This is a genomic window from Nonomuraea terrae, assembly GCF_004348995.1.
GTDB lineage: Bacteria > Actinomycetota > Actinomycetes > Streptosporangiales > Streptosporangiaceae > Nonomuraea > Nonomuraea terrae.
The window spans coordinates 1-17,371 of sequence record NZ_SMKQ01000081.1 but is presented as its reverse complement, the minus strand read 5'-3'; the positions used below and the strand labels follow the sequence as shown (position 1 = coordinate 17,371).

General features: G+C 73.1%; 16 protein-coding genes. 4 read left to right on the top strand and 12 right to left on the bottom strand.

What is annotated here, in order from left to right:
- Positions 1-61: 61 nt before the first annotated feature.
- The 10 genes from E1286_RS24415 to E1286_RS24370 all read right to left on the bottom strand — a co-directional run bounded on the left by E1286_RS24415 (position 62) and on the right by E1286_RS24370 (position 11,465).
- Entirely contained in the window at positions 62-1,288 is a 1,227-nt protein-coding gene (locus tag E1286_RS24415) for a serine/threonine-protein kinase (RefSeq protein ID WP_132615775.1), read from the bottom strand.
- Between the two features lie 36 nt (positions 1,289-1,324).
- Entirely contained in the window at positions 1,325-3,124 is a 1,800-nt protein-coding gene (locus E1286_RS24410; protein WP_132615774.1) for a serine/threonine-protein kinase, read from the bottom strand.
- A 16-nt stretch (positions 3,125-3,140) separates the two neighbouring features.
- Positions 3,141-5,153, bottom strand: a complete 2,013-nt coding sequence (locus tag E1286_RS49380) for a serine/threonine-protein kinase (protein WP_223190323.1) — start codon at positions 5,151-5,153, stop codon at positions 3,141-3,143.
- A 130-nt stretch (positions 5,154-5,283) separates the two neighbouring features.
- The gene (locus E1286_RS24400; protein WP_132615773.1) at positions 5,284-5,796 is read right to left on the bottom strand and encodes a YbaK/EbsC family protein; all 513 of its coding nucleotides are present in this window, start codon (positions 5,794-5,796) and stop codon (positions 5,284-5,286) included.
- Positions 5,797-5,856: 60 nt separating this feature from the next.
- Positions 5,857-7,407 (bottom strand): flavin monoamine oxidase family protein, encoded by a 1,551-nt coding sequence (locus E1286_RS24395; RefSeq protein ID WP_132615772.1) that lies wholly within the window; start codon positions 7,405-7,407, stop codon positions 5,857-5,859.
- 48 nt (positions 7,408-7,455) lie between these two features.
- Positions 7,456-8,298 (bottom strand): M55 family metallopeptidase, encoded by an 843-nt coding sequence (locus tag E1286_RS24390; protein WP_132615771.1) that lies wholly within the window; start codon positions 8,296-8,298, stop codon positions 7,456-7,458.
- 52 nt (positions 8,299-8,350) lie between these two features.
- Positions 8,351-9,559 carry a DUF6395 domain-containing protein gene (locus E1286_RS24385; protein ID WP_132615770.1) on the bottom strand — a complete coding sequence of 403 codons (1,209 nt, stop codon included), beginning with the start codon at positions 9,557-9,559 and terminating at the stop codon, positions 8,351-8,353.
- Positions 9,550-9,912: a hypothetical protein gene (locus E1286_RS24380; protein ID WP_132615769.1), complete on the bottom strand. Its 363-nt coding sequence runs from the start codon at positions 9,910-9,912 to the stop codon at positions 9,550-9,552. Before E1286_RS24380 ends, E1286_RS24385 begins: the two co-directional genes overlap by 10 nt.
- A 99-nt stretch (positions 9,913-10,011) precedes the next feature.
- Positions 10,012-10,785 carry an enoyl-CoA hydratase/isomerase family protein gene (locus E1286_RS24375; protein ID WP_132615768.1) on the bottom strand — a complete coding sequence of 258 codons (774 nt, stop codon included), beginning with the start codon at positions 10,783-10,785 and terminating at the stop codon, positions 10,012-10,014.
- 23 nt (positions 10,786-10,808) lie between these two features.
- Positions 10,809-11,465, bottom strand: coding sequence for a hypothetical protein (locus tag E1286_RS24370; RefSeq protein WP_132615767.1), 657 nt, complete (start codon positions 11,463-11,465; stop codon positions 10,809-10,811).
- Between the two features lie 110 nt (positions 11,466-11,575).
- Here E1286_RS24370 and E1286_RS24365 point away from each other — a divergent pair, with 110 nt between their 5' ends.
- On the top strand, positions 11,576-11,860 hold the full coding sequence (locus E1286_RS24365; protein WP_132615766.1) for a HesB/IscA family protein: 285 nt from the start codon (positions 11,576-11,578) through the stop codon (positions 11,858-11,860).
- Between the two features lie 112 nt (positions 11,861-11,972).
- Here E1286_RS24365 and E1286_RS24360 read toward each other — a convergent pair whose 3' ends face one another.
- The gene (locus E1286_RS24360) at positions 11,973-12,665 is read right to left on the bottom strand and encodes a rhodanese-like domain-containing protein (RefSeq protein ID WP_132615765.1); all 693 of its coding nucleotides are present in this window, start codon (positions 12,663-12,665) and stop codon (positions 11,973-11,975) included.
- Between the two features lie 81 nt (positions 12,666-12,746).
- On the opposite strand from E1286_RS24360, the gene E1286_RS24355 reads away from it, so the two are divergent.
- Entirely contained in the window at positions 12,747-14,777 is a 2,031-nt protein-coding gene (locus tag E1286_RS24355) for a CehA/McbA family metallohydrolase (RefSeq protein WP_246075077.1), read from the top strand.
- 209 nt (positions 14,778-14,986) lie between these two features.
- On the opposite strand, the gene E1286_RS24350 is transcribed toward E1286_RS24355, so the two are convergent.
- A complete protein-coding gene (locus E1286_RS24350; protein WP_132615764.1) occupies positions 14,987-15,616 on the bottom strand; it encodes a TetR/AcrR family transcriptional regulator in 630 nt (209 codons plus the stop codon).
- A gap of 94 nt (positions 15,617-15,710) precedes the next feature.
- Between E1286_RS24350 and E1286_RS24345 the strand changes: the two genes are divergently transcribed.
- Together E1286_RS24345 and E1286_RS24340 are read left to right on the top strand one after the other, a co-directional pair.
- A complete protein-coding gene (locus E1286_RS24345) occupies positions 15,711-16,646 on the top strand; it encodes a zinc-binding dehydrogenase (RefSeq protein ID WP_132615763.1) in 936 nt (311 codons plus the stop codon).
- Positions 16,647-16,687: 41 nt separating this feature from the next.
- Positions 16,688-17,371: zinc-binding dehydrogenase (locus tag E1286_RS24340; protein ID WP_132615762.1), on the top strand; the 684-nt coding region annotated here is incomplete at its 3' end.

Below are 17,371 nucleotides of genomic sequence, written 5' to 3'. Positions count from 1 at the left end.
GGCCACACATCAGCTACCGTCTCCCACCATACCGAACTTTATTCGGTACGCATCGAGCGGGTCATGCCGACAACAGGAAGACGATCCCGACGACCAGCGCCGTCCCCGCGAACAACGCGAGCACGGGGGTGCTGAACATCGCGGCCAGCCCGAAGCACAACCCCACCACACCCGCGACGGAGACGAAATCCACGATCATGCGGCTGCGCCGGTAGGGGCCGCGCGAGACCAGCGCCACCCCGGCGTCGCAGACGACCGCCAGCGCGTACGCCGCCAGCAGGAACAGCGCCACCTCCGGCCACGGCTCGCGGGCGGCGGCCGCCAGCAGCGACACGAACAGGCCGGAGCCGATCAACCAGCGCCGGCGCACCTTCTCCCGGTGCCGCGCCCTGGACTCCTCCACCGAACGGCGGTGCCGCTCCTGACCGGGACGCCACTCGCGGGTCTCCAGATCGTCGCCGGCCGACCGCGAGCGCACCACCGGGACGGGCTGCGGCGGGACGACGTGGCGCACGTGTGAGACGGGCGCGACGCCGAGCTTGGCGCAGATCTGCGCGGCCGTGGGCCGTGCGGCGGGCTCGGTGGACAGGCACGCGCGTAACAGCGGCTCCAGCCACTCCGGCGCGCCCTCCAGGTCGGGCGGGTGGTGCACCACCCGGTAGGCGACCGCCGAGGCCGGGCCCTGCCCGTACGGCTGCCGCCCGGTGGCGGCGTAGGCCAGCGTCGCCCCGAACGAGAACACGTCGGCCTCCATGCCCGCCTCCCGGCCCTCCAGGATCTCGGGCGCGAGGTAGCCGGGCGTGCCGACGACCGCGCCGGAGGCGGTGACCGACAGCGAGTCGAGCGCGCTCGCGATGCCGAAGTCGATCACGACGGGCTCGCCCTCGGTCACGATCACGTTGGCCGGCTTGAGGTCGCGGTGGACGACGCCCGCCTCGTGCATGGCGTGGAGCGCGTCGGCCAGCCCGGCGGCCAGCCGCCGCAGATCGGCGACCGGCACGGGCACGGCGCTGAGCGGCCTGCCCTGGACGTAACGGGTGACGAGGTAGGGGCGTTCGCCGTCCAGCGAGGCGTCGAGCACCTCGGCGATGTGCGTGCCCCCGACCCTGCGCATGGTCTCGACCTCGCGCGCCAGCCGGGCCAGCGCGCCGCCGTCGGCGGCGACGTGCGGATGCAGCACCTTGACCGCGACCGTGCGCCCCTCGTGATCGAGCGCCAGGTGGACCTCGCCGAAGCCGCCGGCGCCGAGCCGGGAGAGGAGCTCGTACGGGCCGAGGTGGTCGCTCATATCTCTCACTCTCCCCCGGGGCGGTGGCGAGGACACTCAGGACCAGGGATTCACGAACCCCAGCCCGAGCCCGTCCATGAGGCTGCCGATCAGGCCCGTGATGAGGCCCATCGTGGTCTGCGTGGCCTCGTCGGCCAGGTCGTCGATGACCGACTCGGGCGCCCGCCAGGGCGACCAGACGGGATCCTGGCCCAGCGCGAACATCACCGCGAACATCGCGGCCGCGCCCATGAGCACGACGGCGACCAAGGCCGCCCCCGGGCTGCGCAGCACGCTCGTGAGCGTGCGGGTGACGGCCTGGCGCGGCGCGCCGCCGCCGGGCAGCACGAACAGGCCCGCCGCGAAGGCGCCCGCCGCGTAGGCGGCGGCCTCGTTGACGCTCATCTGCCCGGCCCAGTGGAGCACGCCCCAGACGCACACGCCGAACAGCAGCGCGAACGGCACGTGCACCACCGACACGAGCGCGGACTTGATCAGCGCCCATGGGGTGCCGACCAGGACGAGCAGCGGGTCGGCGGCGCTGCTGCCGCGCGTCTGGCGGCGCTTGACGAGGTCGCCGAAGAGGTATTCGCCCGTGCGCAGCACGATCGCGAGCGCGACGGCGATCGCGCCCACCATGACCGGCATCATGACGGTCAGCGCGACCAACGTGACCAGCGTGAGCAGGCCGACGAACTGGCTGCCGAACAGGTAGCGCCTGCGCTCGGCGGGCGGGGTGTACTGGCGCGGCGCGGCCGACGGCGGGGTGTACTGGCGCGGCGCGGGCGACGGCGGCGCGGGCCTGGCCTGCGTCGGGGCCGGATAGCCGGCCACCCGCTGGTCGGCGCGGGGCAACGGCCGGGCCGCGACCGGCGCGGGCACGTAGGGCGGCGGGCGCTCCTCACGGCGCGGCGCGGGCGGCGGCGGAGGCGGCGGCGCCGGCTCGGCGTAGTCGACCGGCGGCAGCAGATCGGAGAACGAGTCCATGGTGCGGGTGCGGTCGGCCAGCCGTTTGGTGCCCGTCGGCCCCTCGAAGGACGTCTCGTTGAACGTGGTCACCGCCGGGTCGAGCGCCCTGGCCATCCGCAGCAGCGCGGGCGCGCTGGGCCTGGCCTCCGCGTCGACCTGCAGGGCCCGGGAGAGCCAGCCGCGCAGCCAGGCGGGCGCCTTGTCGAGCTGGGCCCGCCCTTCCATGATGTTGAAGCAGACCGCCTCGAACGTGCCCGTGCCGAACGGCGGCCCGCCGGTGGCGGCGAAGAACACCGTCGAGGCCAGTGAGTGCACGTCGGCGGCCTGGGTGATGTCGGAGTCGCGGATGATCTCGGGCGCGAGGTAGCCGGGCGTGCCGACGAACATGCCGGTCTGCGTCAGCCGGGTGGCGTTGACCAGGTGGGCGATGCCGAAGTCGATGACCAGCGGCTCTCCGTCGACCAGCATCACGTTGGACGGCTTGAAGTCGCGATGGATGACGTCGGCCGCGTGGATGGACACGAGCGCCTGGCAGAGCCCCTGGGCCAGCCTGATCAGCTCGCGGGCCTCCAGGGGACCGTCGGTGAGGACGGTCTCCTCCAGCGTGCGCCCGGGCGCGAACCGCGTGACGACGTACGGCTGACCGCCGACCAACTCGGCGTCGATCACCTCCGCGACGTACGGGCTGCGCACCCGGCGCATGGTCTCGACCTCGCGGGTGAGCCGGTCGCGCGCCTTGAGGTCGGCCGCCACGTGCGGATGGAGGACCTTGACGGCGACCTCGCGGCCCTCGCCGTCGAGACCGAGGTGGACGACGCCCATGCCACCCTCGCCGATCTTTCTGACCAGCCGGTAAGGGCCGAGGCGTTCTGGTGCTTGGGTGCTCATCGCCACCTTCCCCGCGTCATCCCCCGGAACTCTCCCTCAGTCCTGCCAACTGCTCGATGATCGGATCGACGTTCAGCGGAGTCCATACGGCCCCCCTCGGATTGTCCCCGAACGTGCTGGCCGCGACGACCAGGGAGAGCCCCGCGCCTGCCGCGAGCACTCCCGCCAACACCATCGCCGCTGTTCTCGAGGGTACGAGGGATGCGAGCGTTCTGCGCATCTGCTTGCCGGGACCCTCGACTCCGGGGCCCGCGCACAGCGTCCACAGGGCGACGGCCGCGCCCCACGCCAGCGCGTACGACGCGTCCATTCCGGCCACCACGGTGAGCAGCAGCGTCACCGGCAGGCCGAGGATGAGAGCGTAGAGGACGAGGGCGAGCGTGATGCCCGCCGACCTGGCCAGCGCCGCGGGGAACGCGAACACCCTGACCAGGTCGAGCGCCGCCGCTCCTGCCGCCCTGCGGGCCGTGAGCTGCGGCTGGGCCATGTCCGCCGCGCGCAGCAGGATCGCGACCGGGATCGCGACGACGGCCACGACCACGGGCGCGAGCACGGCCGCCACGATCATCAGGACCAGCAGCATCGCGCTCGCCACGCCGTACGCCTTGGAGCGCTGCAGCAGCCTGCCCGGCTGGACGCCCGGGACGTACGGCTCGCGCTGGGTGGGCGGATCGGGCTGGTAGGGCGGCTGCGCCGGGATGTAGGGGGGCACCTGGACCGGGATCGGGTTGGGGCGCTGGTAGCCGGGCCCGCCGGCCTGCGGCCCGGAGCCCGGGTACGGGCCCGGCTGGGAGCCCTGCGGCGCCGGCGGGGAGCCTGGCCGCCGCTGGTCGGGGGCCTCGGGGCGGACGCGCCTGGTGGGCACGTCGGACTCGCCCGGGGGCGTCACGGGCCCGTTGGCGGGGGCCGGGGGCGGCGCGTAGGGGCCCACGTCGCGCTGCTGGATGCGCCGCAGCTCCTCCGGCGTCACCCTGCGGGTCGGGTAGGGGTCGGCCTGGTCGGGCAGCAGCGACTCGTACGGCTGGTCACGGGAGGCTCCGCCGAGCAGCGACTCGTACGGCCGGCCGGGCGCCGACGGTTGTTCGGCGCCGTCGATCAGCCGCCGCGGCGTCATCGGCGGCGTGGAGACGTCGTAGGGCGGTTTGTCCCCCACCCGCGGCGGAGGCGGGAACGGCACCGGCCGCGGCGGGTCGGTGCGCGCCGGCACGGTGGTGATCTCCTCGGACCGGCCCGGCGGCTTGGACGGCAACATCCGCGCGGTCTGCTCGGCCAGCTCCGCCGCCTTGGGGCGCTTGGCCGGGTTGCGCTGGAAGGCGGCCTTCAGCAGCGGCCGCAGCTCGGGAGGCGCCGCGCCGATGTCGGCCTTGCCCGCGGTGATGTTGTAGAAGACCATCTCCAGCGTGCCCTTGCCGAAGGGCGGCTGGCCGGAGGCGGCGAACAGCAGGGTGCCGGCCCAGGCGTGGACGTCGACCTCGGGGCCGGCCTCGTGGCCCTCGATGATCTCGGGCGCGAGATAGCCGGGCGTGCCGATGAACATGCCGGTCTGCGTCAGCCGGGTCGCGTCGACCGCCTGCGCGATGCCGAAGTCGATCAGTACGGGCTCGCCGTCGAGGATCAGCACGTTGCCGGGTTTGAGGTCGCGGTGGATGACTCCCACCGAGTGGACCGCGGCCAGCGCGGACGCCACTCCGTGTGCGACCTTGACCAGGGCGGGCAGGTCGAGCGGGCCGTCGTCCTTGACGATCTCGTCGAGGGGGCGGCCGGGCACGTAGCGGGTGACGATGTAGGGGCGATGACCGGTGACGTCGGCGTCGAGCACCTCGGCGATGTAGCCGCTGCGGACCCGCTGCATCGTCTCGACCTCGCGCGAAAGCCGCCGCCTGGCGACCTCGTCACCGGCGACCTCCGCGCGCAGGACCTTGACCGCCACCTGGCGCCCCTGCGGGTCGACGGCGAGATGGACAACGCCCATCCCGCCTTCACCGAGCCGCCTGAGCAGCCGGTAAGGGCCGAGTCGGTCATCGTTCATGGCATGAAGCACCATACCGGCTTAATCCCCGCCCACGAGATGAACCACGAGGCCACATTCCCACTCGTACAACGTCCAGAAAGGCCCCATCGGTTTCCCATCCAACGGTCTCGAAACGGCTTCGGTTTTGTCATCCGGCCAAGGAGAGCACCTCTGCCCTCTTGAGGCCGGCCAGGGCGGCGCCCGAGATCGCGAGCTTCGACCGGCGCACGCCGCTGCCGATCACCACTCGCGCGTGCTCGGCGACGTGCGTGTCCACCAGGATCGGCCACTCCTCCGGCAGGCCGATGGGCGTGATGCCGCCGTACTCCATGCCGGTCAGCTCGACCGCGTCGGCCATCGGCGCGAAGCTGGCCTTACGGGCGTCGAGGTGTTTGCGCACCACGCCGTTGACGTCGACCCGCATCGTCGCCAGCACCATGCAGGCGGCGTAGCGCGTCTCACCGCCCCGCTTGGCCGCCACGACCACGCAGTTGGCGGACTCGTCGAGGCGCACGCCGTAGCGCTCGCAGAAAGCCGCCGTGTCGGCCAGATCGGGGTCGATCTCGGCCACCTCGACGCCCTCCACGTGTGTCACGGCGCGGGCCACCGGCTCCGCCAGAAGGTCGATCCGCTCGGTCGGGGTCACCCAGTGCAACGTCATCCCATCTCCTCGTTCGCTTCTCCCAGGAGCCTATTGCGGCCCTCAGGAGCAGCGGGCGCGTCACGGGGACCGCAGCACGCGTTCGTGCAGCTCGGTGACGACACCGCGGGCGGACTCCATGGCCCCCGCCTGCCAGGCGATCAGGTGGGTCAGCCAGTCGCCCGCGAAGTAAACCCTTCCGGCGGGGCGTTGCAGAAGAGTGAAGGACGAATCAACGGACGGCCAGCGCACCCAGCCGCCCTCGATGTGCTCCTGGCGCTCCCAGGCGATGGAGGCGCTGGACAGCACGTTCTGCCGGTACTTCTCGCCGTGGATCTTCTTGCCCTGGGTGAGCGCGCGGCGGCGGCGGTCGTCGGGGGTGAGCGCGGCGTAGAGCTCGGCGTTCTCGTCGGTGTTGTAGTAGCCGACGAGCAGGCCGCGCTCGGAGTGGTAGCCGTACGAGGGGTACCAGATGTGGGTGATGTCCAGGTCGGTCTCGGTGACGCCGCCGTAGATGCGGTCTTCCAGCTCCCACCAGCGGGTGCCGTACTCCAGGCCGATCTTCCCGGCGGGCACCGGGACCGGGGTCCGCAAGGCCGCGGCGACCTCGGCGCCGAGGTTGTGCGGGATCCTGGCGAGCAGGTGGGGCGGGAGCGCGGCGATGCAGTAGTCGGCCTTGAGGGTGCCGCCGGTGTACGTCACCTCGACGCCGTCGGCCAGAGTGGTGATCTTCGTGACCCGGGCGCCGGTCCTGATCCGGTCGGCGCCGACGGCCTCGACGAGCTTGGTCACGATGGCGTCCATGCCGCCGACCGGCTGGAACATGGGGGTGGCCTGGTCGTAGCCGAAGTCGTTGGTGATGGCGTGGCCGGTGCCGGCGGCGAGGACCTGGTGGAGCGAGCCGGGCGCGGTGATGGGGGTGCCCGCACCGATCGCCGGAAATTCCGTGAAACCGCGCCGCTCCGAGCCCTCGTACTCCAGCTTCGGGCCCAGGTCGCCGAACCTGCGCAGGAAGTCCAGCAGCCGCTCCCGGTCGTCCTTGGTGATCATCTTGTCGAGCGCGCCGAGGTCGGTGGCCTTGGCGAGGAGTTCTGCGACATATCCGTACATGTCGGCTTGGGCGGTGCGGGCGCGCAGGGTCTGGCCGTTGGTGTGGACGTACGCCGCGGCGTTCCTGTTGACGAACGTCTCGATGGGGATGCCCAGCTCACGGCAGTAGTCGAGGGTCACCATCCAGGGCGCGATCCGGCCGGGGCCGGCGTTGAAGTAAACGCCCTCGCCGAACCTGACCTCCTGGGCCGGGCCCCTCAGCTCGGTCAGGCGGTCACCGCCGCGTAGCGTGAGGTTCCGGCCGCCCGCCTCGGCCCTGGCCTCCAGGACCGTGCAGTCGTAGCCGGCCTTGCCCAGCTCGTACGCGGCCGTCAGCCCGGCCACACCCGCTCCGAGGATCACCACCGAGGCCGCCGCCCTGCCGCGCAGGGTGAAGTCGCCCGGCCGCGGCGGCGTGAACGCCTTGTCCTGCTCGGACGGCGCCAGGCCGAGCGCGCCCATGGCGGCGTACATGGCGCCGGCGCCGCCGACCGCCCCGATCCCGACGAGCAGCCCGCGCCGGGTCAGCGCCGCGCCTTCCACCTCTTCCGCTCCCTACACCCGTTCCGTACGCCCGTTCCGTCGTGTCCGTCAGCCGTACGGGCCGCTGCCGCAGGCGACCTGGCCGCCGATCGAGGCGAAGATGCCGAAGAGCGCCATGATCTGGGTGAAGTCGTCGGTGGTGAACTCGGTGTGGCGCGGCCCCGCCGACTTCACGCCGGGCACCAGCGACACCGCCGCGGCGATGGCCGTCGAGTTCCACTCGACGCCCAGCGTGTACGGCGGCGCCACCGCATACGGCGTGAAGTCGTTCAACCGGCCCAGCGCGCGCTGCATGCCCTCACGGATCAGCCGCTGGGCGACGACGGGGGCCAGCAGCTCGGCCGAGAACTTGCCGATGCCGTTCTTCACCGCCACCGTCTCGACGTCGCCGAGCAGCTCGCGGGCCTCCTCGCCGACGGCCTCGTCGCCGGTCACCATCACCACCGGCACCCCGTGGAACCCGGCGCACGCGGCCACCAGCCGGGTCTCGCCGCACGGCTCGCCGTTGAGGTAGACGTTCTGGATCTCCTTGCCCATCCAGGTGTGGTTGAGCACGCCGTGGGGCACGCCCGCGCGGGCGTGGTAGCCGACGAACGCGGCCGCCTGGAACGTCCCGTCGAGGCCGTGGGCCATGCGCTGCGCCTTGCCGGGGCCCCTGATCAGGGTCGCCCGCGGGTCGAGCAGGTCGATGCGGAGGTTCTTGGTGGAGCCGTGGGCGTCGTTGACCAGCACGCCGCTCGCCCCGCCCGCGTACGCGCCCTCGACGGCGGCGTTGGCGTCGGCGGTCATCAGCTCACAGCCGCGGTCGTAGCCGCGCTCGCCGGCGTGCATCTCCTCGGGGTCGGTGAGCCCCGTCACGCCCTCCATGTCGACCGACAGATAGACCTTCACACTCTCTCCTCAACCACCGGCCGGCCAGGAACGCGCCGGGAAACCGCTGCTGTCAGGTGCCCCACGTCTCCACCCGGCGCACCTCGTCCTCCGTCATGAGACCGACGTTCGCCTCGACGAACGACGCCGCCTCCGCGCGCCACCGCTCGGGGATCTCGCCGAGGGCCGGCGGGTAGCAGTGCTCCAGCCAGCTCGTGGACTCCTCGGTGACGTCGAAGTAGTCGAGCACCGGACCGAACACCGTGTCCTCGATCCCGGGGACACGGGCCAGCCCGTACTGGATCATCTCCTGTCCCCCGTACGGCGGCTTCTTGAGCCACTTGCGGGCGACCGGGCTGTCGCGGGTGACGGGCGTGTCGAGCGGGCGGCGTTCGACGGCGGCCTGGATCAGCTCCTTGTACAGGCACTTGCCGCAGACGCGGCAGGGGCCGCCGGTGCCGCGCAGGCACCAGCGCACCTGCTCGCGCAGCGGCGAGCCGAGCGCCAGGCGCATCGTGACGGCCTCGCTCACCCCGCCGACCGGCAGCACGATGTGCACGCCCGCGGCGGCGAACAGGCGGCCCCACCGGCCGTGCGGTGCCCACATGGGGTTGTCGGGGGTGAAGCGCCACAGGTACCGGCCGCCGCCGAGCCAGCGCGAGCCCATCTCGTAGCCGAAGCCGAGGCCGCCGAGGTCGAGCCGGTCGGCCAGGAGCAGCGCCCCCGCCACCACCGCGTGGTGCTCGGGGTAGCCGGGACGGGGCTCGGCGAGGGTGTACTCCAGGTCGGAGGTGACGACGCTCAGCTCGCGGCCCGTCCGGGCGGCCAGTTCGGCCAGCACGTCGGAGCGGTAGTGCGGCCAGCGGTTCGGGACCCGAGGGTGGTTCACCCGGCGGAAGTGCACGAACGGCGCCTGCGGGTACATCGTGGCCGCCGCCACCGAGTCGGCACCGCCGCTGTACGAGATCGCCAGCCTGGCCCCCGGGCGCCGCCGCTCGGCCCCGACCGGGCCGGCCTCGATCCCCCAGCCGTCGTGCAGGGCCTCGGCCAGCTCCGCCGAGATCGCGCGGTCGAACGTGATCCGCCTGCGCGTCCAGGGCGCCACGACCGTCCAGGCGGCCACGGCGTACAGGTCGGGGTGGGCGTCTTCCGGGACGCCGCCGATCGTGCAGGAGTTGATGGCCAGCTTGATCGGGTGCTCGTCGGACGCCTTGCCGGTGATCTCGTCTTCAGGGTCGAGGCGGAAGCTCAGCTGCGGGCCGGCGCTCCACGTCACGCGCACGGCTGTTGCTCCGTACGGGTCCGGGCGCGCAGCTCGTCGATCGCCTGCCAGACCAGGACCTCGTTCTGCAGCACGCCGTCGAGGGCCTTGGCCGTCTCCTGGGCGAGTCTGCGGGTCTCGTCGACCTTGGCCTGCAACGCCGGGTCGGCCGGCTTGGGCGCGGCCGTCCGGGGGCGGGCGTCGCGGAGCCGTTCCACTTCCTTCTGCAGGGCGGCGACCTCGCGGCGCAGGGTCTGGACCTCCCAGAGCGCGTCCCTGATGTCCTGGCGGTGATCAGAGATCGAGATGTAACGGGAGTCGAACCATGTCCGCACGGCCTTCCTGAGCCCGGCGGGGACGAGGGCGCGCATCATGAAACGCCACCATAGTGGTAAACCCTCGCCGATAATGACGAGGCCTCCACTTCCGTATGGGCGGGGCATGTGGGAAGTTCACGCCCCGCCTCGGGTACGTCAGCGGCCGGTGAACTTCGGCTTCGACTTCTCGGCGAACGCCCGCATGCCGATGCCGGCGTCGTCGGTGGCGAACAGGCCGGAGAACTGCAGCCGCTCGATCTCCAGGCCGGTGTCGAGGTCGACCTCCAGGCCCTGGTCGACAGCCTGCTTGGCGGCGCGCAGCGCGACCGTGGCGCCGCCCACGAACGTGGCCGCCCACTCCAGCGCCGCCGTGTAGACCTGCTCGTCGGGCACCACGCGGTCGACCAGGCCCATCGCGAGCGCCTCGGCGGCGGGCACGTGACGGCCGGAGAAGATGAGGTCCTTCGCGCGGGCCGGGCCGACCAGGCGCGGCAGGCGCTGGGTGCCGCCCGCGCCCGGGATGATGCCGAGCAGGATCTCCGGCTGGCCCAGCTTGGCCGACTCGCCCGCGACCCGGAAGTCGGCGCACAGGGCGAGCTCGCAGCCGCCGCCCAGGGCGTAGCCGCTGATGGCGGCGATCACCGGCTTGCCGATGCGGGCGACCGCGGTGAAGCAGTCCTGAAGCGTGCGGGAGTGCTGGGCCATGTCGGCGTACGACATGCCGGACATCTCCTTGATGTCCGCGCCCGCGGCGAACACGCGCTCGCCGCCGTACAGGATCACGGCCTGGACCTGCGGGTCGCCGTCGACGATGCCGGCCGCCTCGGCGATCTCCCGCTGCACCTGGCCGTTGAGGGCGTTCATCTTCGGACGGTCAAGACGGATCGTGGCGATCTGGTCGGCCACCTCGACGCTCACAAACTCACCCATGTGCCGAACCTAACAGGACATGGTCATCGCGCCGCGGCCGACTTGACCTCCTCCACGGTCTTCTTGCTGCGCGACACCCGGACGAGCGCCGCCGACAGGCGGGCCAGGTCGTCGCCCGAGCCGACCAGCTTCGCCAGGCGGCCGGGCTGGCGCGGCAGGCCGAGCTTGCCGGCGCCGTCGAGCACCCGCTTGTCCAGGTGCGGCGCCACCTGCGGCCAGACGGCCTGGACCTCGCGCAGGAAGATGTCCGCCCCGGTCGGGCCGATGCCGGGGAACTCCATCAGCAGCGACGCGATGCGCCCCTCGTCGCCGCCGGCCTCGTCGCGCAGCTTGCGCAGGTCGCCCTTCCAGCGCTCGATCAGCAGCTCGGCCCCCTCGCCGAGCATCGTGGAGGTGCGCTCGTCGTAGCGGCGGTAGTGGCCGCGCCCCAGCGCGTCCACGCGGTCCTGCCAGCTCGCGTCCCGCATGCCCTTGGGCGTGCCGTAGCCGGCGGCGAACAGCTCCTTGGCCGCGGCCACGGCCACGTCCGCCGAGATGCGGGCGCTCAGCAGCGTGGCCAGGACGAGCAGCTGGTAGAGCGGTTTCGGCCGGTCGGACAGCCGGATGCCGGCCTCGCCGCAGAACGTGCGGCCGTAGCGGTCGAGCAGCGCGTCGAGCACGGCTCCCTCGTTCTTCCCCATGCGCCCTCCGCTACCCGAGACCCGTCGCGGCATTCCACGCGGCGGGTTTGGCTCCGAACCCCTCGGGGAGGCGACCCGGGGACCGACACGACACACGAAGGAGCAGGGTCGTGCTGACACTGACTGACAACGCCGTGACGGCCATCCGGGACCTGATGGTCGGCGAGGACGTGCCCGCCGACGCGGGCCTGCGGATCGCGCCGAAGGAGGACCAGGCCGGGACGCTGGAGGTCTCGCTGGCGAGCACGCCGTCCGAGGGCGACCAGGTGGTCGAGAAGGAGGACGTGCGCGTCTTCGTGGCACAGGACGCCGTGCAGGTCCTCGACGACAAGTCGCTCGACGCCCAGCCCGGCACGCCAGGCCACCCGACGTTCCGCCTCAACCGCCGGGCCTGAGCCCGGCCCGCTCCACGCGTGGAGCGTCGTCCGGCCGACCCATGGGTCGGCCGGTGGTGTCTCAGCCGGTGTCTCAGCCGGCGTCTCGGCCGGTGGCGTCTCAGCCGGCGTCTCAGCCCTGGTCGGACTCGGTCTGCGGCGGGCGGGCGTCGCCGAGGCCGAACAGGCCGACCAGCGTGCCGTCCTGGTGGGTGACCACCACGTGGTCCACCTTGGCCTTGTCCATGCGCTGGACCAGCGCGTCGATCTCCTCGCTCGGGCGTACCGTGGTCGCGCTCAGGCGCATGGCGCTCTCGGCGGTGGCGTCCAGGTCGGCGCCCTTGAGCTCCCGCGATCCGATGACCCCCTGGACGACGTCGTCCTCGTCCACCACGACGGCGAGGCCGGCCGGGTCGGCGATGATGCGCTCGGTGAGCGAGCCCAGCGGGTCGTCCAGGACGGCCGTGACCGGGTCGCGCCGGACGGTCTGCGACACCAGCGCCGCATGCCCCTCGTACGGCAGGTCCGCCGAGAGCCAGTCCATCTTGCCCAGGCCGTAGTCGTGGACCTGGGTGAAGCCCAGCCGCTCCAGCCGGTGGGCGGCGCGCGGGCTCAGGTCGCAGAGCGCGTCGTGGCAGTAGACGACCACCGGGCGCGCCGGGTCCAGCGTCGTCGCGGCCGCCCGGTCGAGCTGCCGCAGCGGCACGTTGCGCGCCTGCGGCAGGTGCGCCCAGGCGTACTCGGGCTCCGGCAGCACCTCGACGAGCTGGGCCTCCCCCGTGTCGAGAAGCTCCTGCACCGCTTCCCTTTCGATGATGTGCGTCATGTCCACCAGCTACCCCGATAGGGGGGACACAGCGGACGATTCGTGTCACGATGACGGCGCATCCTCATCAGGGAGTGTCCGATGTGTAACGATCCGTTGCTTCCCGACCCGTTGTTGCCCGATTCCGTGGCCTCCGCGGTGGCCGAGTACCGCGCGCTCCGCGACGCGCACGGCCCCTGCTGGGGCGAGCCGTCCCTGTCGTACGTGGCCCAGGCGTGGGCCACCGTCTACCTGGACCGCCGTCACGACTTCTGGAACACCGGCCTGCGCCAGGTCGCCGAGCGCCATCCCGAGGTGCCCGCCGTCGAGCTGGAGGACCACCTCGGCGAGGTGGACGTCGCCCGCGTGGTGCGCGACGCGCTCGGCGGGGACGTGCCGGACAACCTGCCCGTGTTGCGGGTGACGCCTGGCGGCTGCGCGCTGGAGGCCGACACCCGGGTGGTGCTGGAGGGGGCGGCGTTCCGTACGGCGCTGTTGCTCGACTCCAGCAGGGACGAGCCGGTCACCGCGGTCGTGGACGGCACGCCTTACCCGGTCGAGCCTCGTGGGGCCCGGATCGTCGAGGTGTCCGGATCCGTCGTCGTCGACGGCCGGCCGGTCGACCTCGCGCCGCTGGGCAGGCGGGTGGCTTCGGCCACCGTACGGGTGCGGGCCGGGTTCCCGTGCCGGTGGAGCGTGACGACCGCGAACGGCCAGGGCTGGTACCCGCAGGGCGCGCCGCCCAAGCTGGACGGGAACCGGCAGCCGTACTTCCACGGCGACGACCTCGTGGTGGACGTGCCGGCCGAGCCGATCACCGTGACCGTGGCCAGGGGCATGGAGTACACCACCTCCGAGGTGACCGTGACGCCGCGGGCCGGCGCGGAGACGCTGGTCGAGCTGGCGCCCGAGCGTCTGTACGACGCCGCCGCGCGCGGCTGGTACGGCGGCGACCTGCACGTCCACCTCAACTGGATGGGCGAGGAGCCCGCTGTCCCCGAGCTGGCCGCCGCCGCGCAGCACGGCGAGGACCTGCACGTGCTCAACCTGGTGGCCGGCAACGTGGCGGGAGAGCGCGTCTACGACGTGGAGGCGCTGGAGCGCTGGGTGGGCGAGGACCTGCCGTGGTCCGACGCGCGGCACCTGGCCCGGCTGGGCGTCGAGTACCGCAACGACCTGCTCGGCCACTGCACGGCGTTCGGGCTGCGCGGGCTGCCGAGCCGCTACCACACCGGTTTCCGCGACACGGTCGACTGGCCGCCGAACGCGGTGGCGTGCGAGGAGATGCGGGCGCTCGGCGGGATCATCTCGTACGGCCACCCGTTCCACACGGCGTTCGGCGACGACGACCCCCCGGGCGTCGTGCTCGACCGCGCGCGCAACTGCTCGGCCAGGGAGATCGTGGTCGGCGCCGCGCTGGGCCTGGTGGACACTCTCGACGTGCTCAACCACTCGTCGATCCTGGCGACGGCGGCCGTCTACCGGCGTCTCGTCGGCGCGGGCAACCGGATCGGGGTCTCGGCCGGGACCGACGCCGTGCTGTCGTTCTGCCGCCGCGGCACCGCCTCCGCCCCGCCCGGCTGGGAACGCGTGTACGCCGACGTCGCCGGCCCCCTCACCGCCGAGTCGTACGCCGAGGCGGTCGCGCTCGGCCGGACGTTCGCCACCACCGGGCCGTGGCTGGAGCTCGCCGTGAACGGCCACGGGCCGGGCTCCACACTGGAGCTGCCTGCCGGGCAGGAAGTGGAGATCACGGTCTCCTCGATCGGGCCGGAGGTCGAGACCCTGGAGATCCGCACCGCCGCGGGCGTGCTCGCGCAGGGCCCCGCGGGGCGGCTGACGGCCACACTGACGACGGACGAGCCGACGTACGTGGTGGCCGTGGCCTCCGGGCCGCCACACCCGCGCTCCCAGCACCGCCGCGGCGCCTACGCCCACACCAGCCCGGTGTACGTGGACGTGGCCGGCGCCCACGTGGCCAGGCAGGCGGACGTGCGCTGGTGCCTGGCCTGGCTGGACCGCCTGGAGCAGCTGCTCCGCGAGTTCGGCCGCTTCGACACCCCCGCCCAGCTCGACGACCACCTCGCGCTGTACGACCGAGCCAGAAAGATCTACCACTCCCGCCTTCCCTGACCACGGCCTCGGACGGGGAGCGCCCCGGCTCAGGCCTCGATCGTGCCCGCGTCGGGATCCACGGCGACCAGCTCCCGCCCCAGGGTCTCCGCGGCCGGGCGGGGGAACCCGCCCGGCCATCACGTCCCAGAACGGCCCCGTGCGCTTGTCCACATCCATGCGGGCGATTCACGGCCGCGTACCAGGGGCGGCGTGCCCGCGCCGGGCGGTCAGCCCCTGGGGGCGGCGGTCAGGTGGAGGCTGCCGGGGAGGGCGGCGACCGCGTCGCGGACGCGGGCCGCGAGCTCCCGCCCGTCCGGGCGGTCCCGGGCGCCGGCCGCCCACCCGTCGAGGGCGTACCGCCACGCCGCGACCAGCATGTCGCCGGCCAGCCGGGGACGGGCGTCGTCCGGCAGGTCGAGCCTGCGGTGCAGGATCTCCAGCACCGCACGCATGGTGCTGTCGCAGAAGTGCAGGGTGTGGGCGTCCATCGAGGGTGTCTGCCGCGACAGGCGGTAGCTGAGCAGCGCCCGGCCGGCCCACGCGTCGTCGGCCACCTGGTCCAGCGCCGCGAGCAGGGCCGCCTCCATCAGCTCCAGCAACGGCCGGCCGTCGGGATCGGCCGTCTCCAGCCCTTCCAGGAAGGCCCGCCACATGTCCTCGAGAGGCGCCATCGCGACGTCCTCCTTGCTGGCGAAGTAGCGGAAGAACGTGCGCTTGGACACCTCCACCTCGTCGCAGAGCTCGTCGAGGGTGACCCCGCCGAAGCCGCGGCTGCCGAAGAGGGTCAGGGCCGCGTCGATCAGCGCCTGGCGGGTGCGCTGTTTCTTCCGTTCGCGCAGCGGTGATCCGGCGGTCATGCCCGCAGTGTAGCCCCGGAGGCGAAGGCCACTTGTAAGCGAATGCCACTGAGTGGCATATTGTTGAAGCGTCATCTCGAGAAAGGCGCATCCCTTGCGTGCCCTGCTGGTCGACCACTCCACCGCCTCCGGCCTCCGTCTCGGCGAGAGCCCCGACCCCGTACCGGCCGCCCACCAGGCGCTGATCCGGGTGAGCGCCACCTCGCTCAACTTCGGCGAGGTAAGCCACGCCCTCTCCCAGGCCCCGGACGACGCCGTCCTGGGCTGGGACGCGGCCGGCGTGGTCGAACGCGCGGCCGCCGACGGCTCGGGCCCGCCCCCCGGCACCCCGGTGGTCACCATCGGACCCGACGGCGCCTGGGCGGAACTGCGCGCCGTCGACACCGCCATGATCGGCGCCGCCCCGGACGGGGCCGACCTGGGAGCGATGAGCACCGTCCCGGTGGCGGGCGCCAGCGCGCTGCGCGCCCTGCGCAGGATCGGCCCGCTCCTGGGCAAGCGCGTGCTGGTGACAGGCGCCACGGGAGGCGTGGGACGGTACGCCGTACAGCTCGCCCGGCTCGGCGGGGCCCACGTCCTCGCCTCCACCGGCGACCCCGCACGGCGAGGAGAGGAGCTGCGGGCGCTCGGCGCCCACGAGGTGATCGCCCACCCCGAGCCGGCCGGCGCCCCGGTGGACGGGGCCGTGGACAACGTCGGCGGGGCCCAGCTCGTGGCGGCGTTCGAGAAGCTGGCGCCGCACGGCACGCTGGTCGCGGTCGGCCACACGACGGGCGAGCCGGAGACCTTCCCGTTCGGCGCCCTCGTCGGCGACGGCGGGCGGCACGACCGCTCCCTCGTCACCTTCTACCTGCTGGACGGCTCCGACCTCGTGCCCGATCTCACCTGGCTGGCCGCTCTCGTGGCGGCGGGCGACCTGGACCCCGGCATCTCGTGGCGCGGCGGCTGGCAGCGGGCGGACGAGGCGATCGCCGCACTGCTCGGTCGCCGCCTCCACGGCAAGGCCGTGCTTGACGTCAAGCTTGGTTGAGGTTGCAGGCTCGGAGGCGACAGCCCACGAGAGGACACACCATGCACGCCGTCGTACTGCACGCCTTCGGACCCGCGGAGAACCTCACGTACGAGACCGTCCCCGACCCCGAGCCAGGCCCCGGGCAGGTGCGCATCGCCGTCAGGGCGGCCGGGGTGCACCTGGTGGAGACCAAGCTGCGACAGGGCGTGTCCGACGGTTTCCTGCCGCCGCTGCCGGAGCTGCCCGCGATCTTCGGGGGCGAGGTGGCCGGGCGGGTGGACGCCACCGGGCCGGGCGTGGACCCCGCCTGGGTCGGCCGCGACGTCGTCACCGCCGGCGGGCAGCCGGGCGGGTACGCCGAGCTGGCCGTGGCCGACGTGACGGCCGTCCACCGCATGCCCGTCAACCTGGACCACGACACGGCCGTCGCGATGATCGTCACCGGCTGCACCACCCTGCAGTTCCTGGACGTGGCCAAGCTGACCGCCGACGACGTCGTGCTGGTGACCTCGGCGGCGGGCGGGATCGGGCGGCTGGTCGTCCAGTACGCCCGGGGTCTCGGCGCGCGGGTGATCGGCGCGGCCGGCGGCCCCGCCAAGGTGGCCGCCGTACGGGAGCTGGGCGCCGACCTGGCCGTCGACTACGACGAGCCCGGCTGGGAGCGGACGGTCGCCGAGCGGCTCGGCGGCCGGAAGGTGACCGCCGTGCTCGACGGGGTGGGCGGGGACAGGGCGGGCGCGACG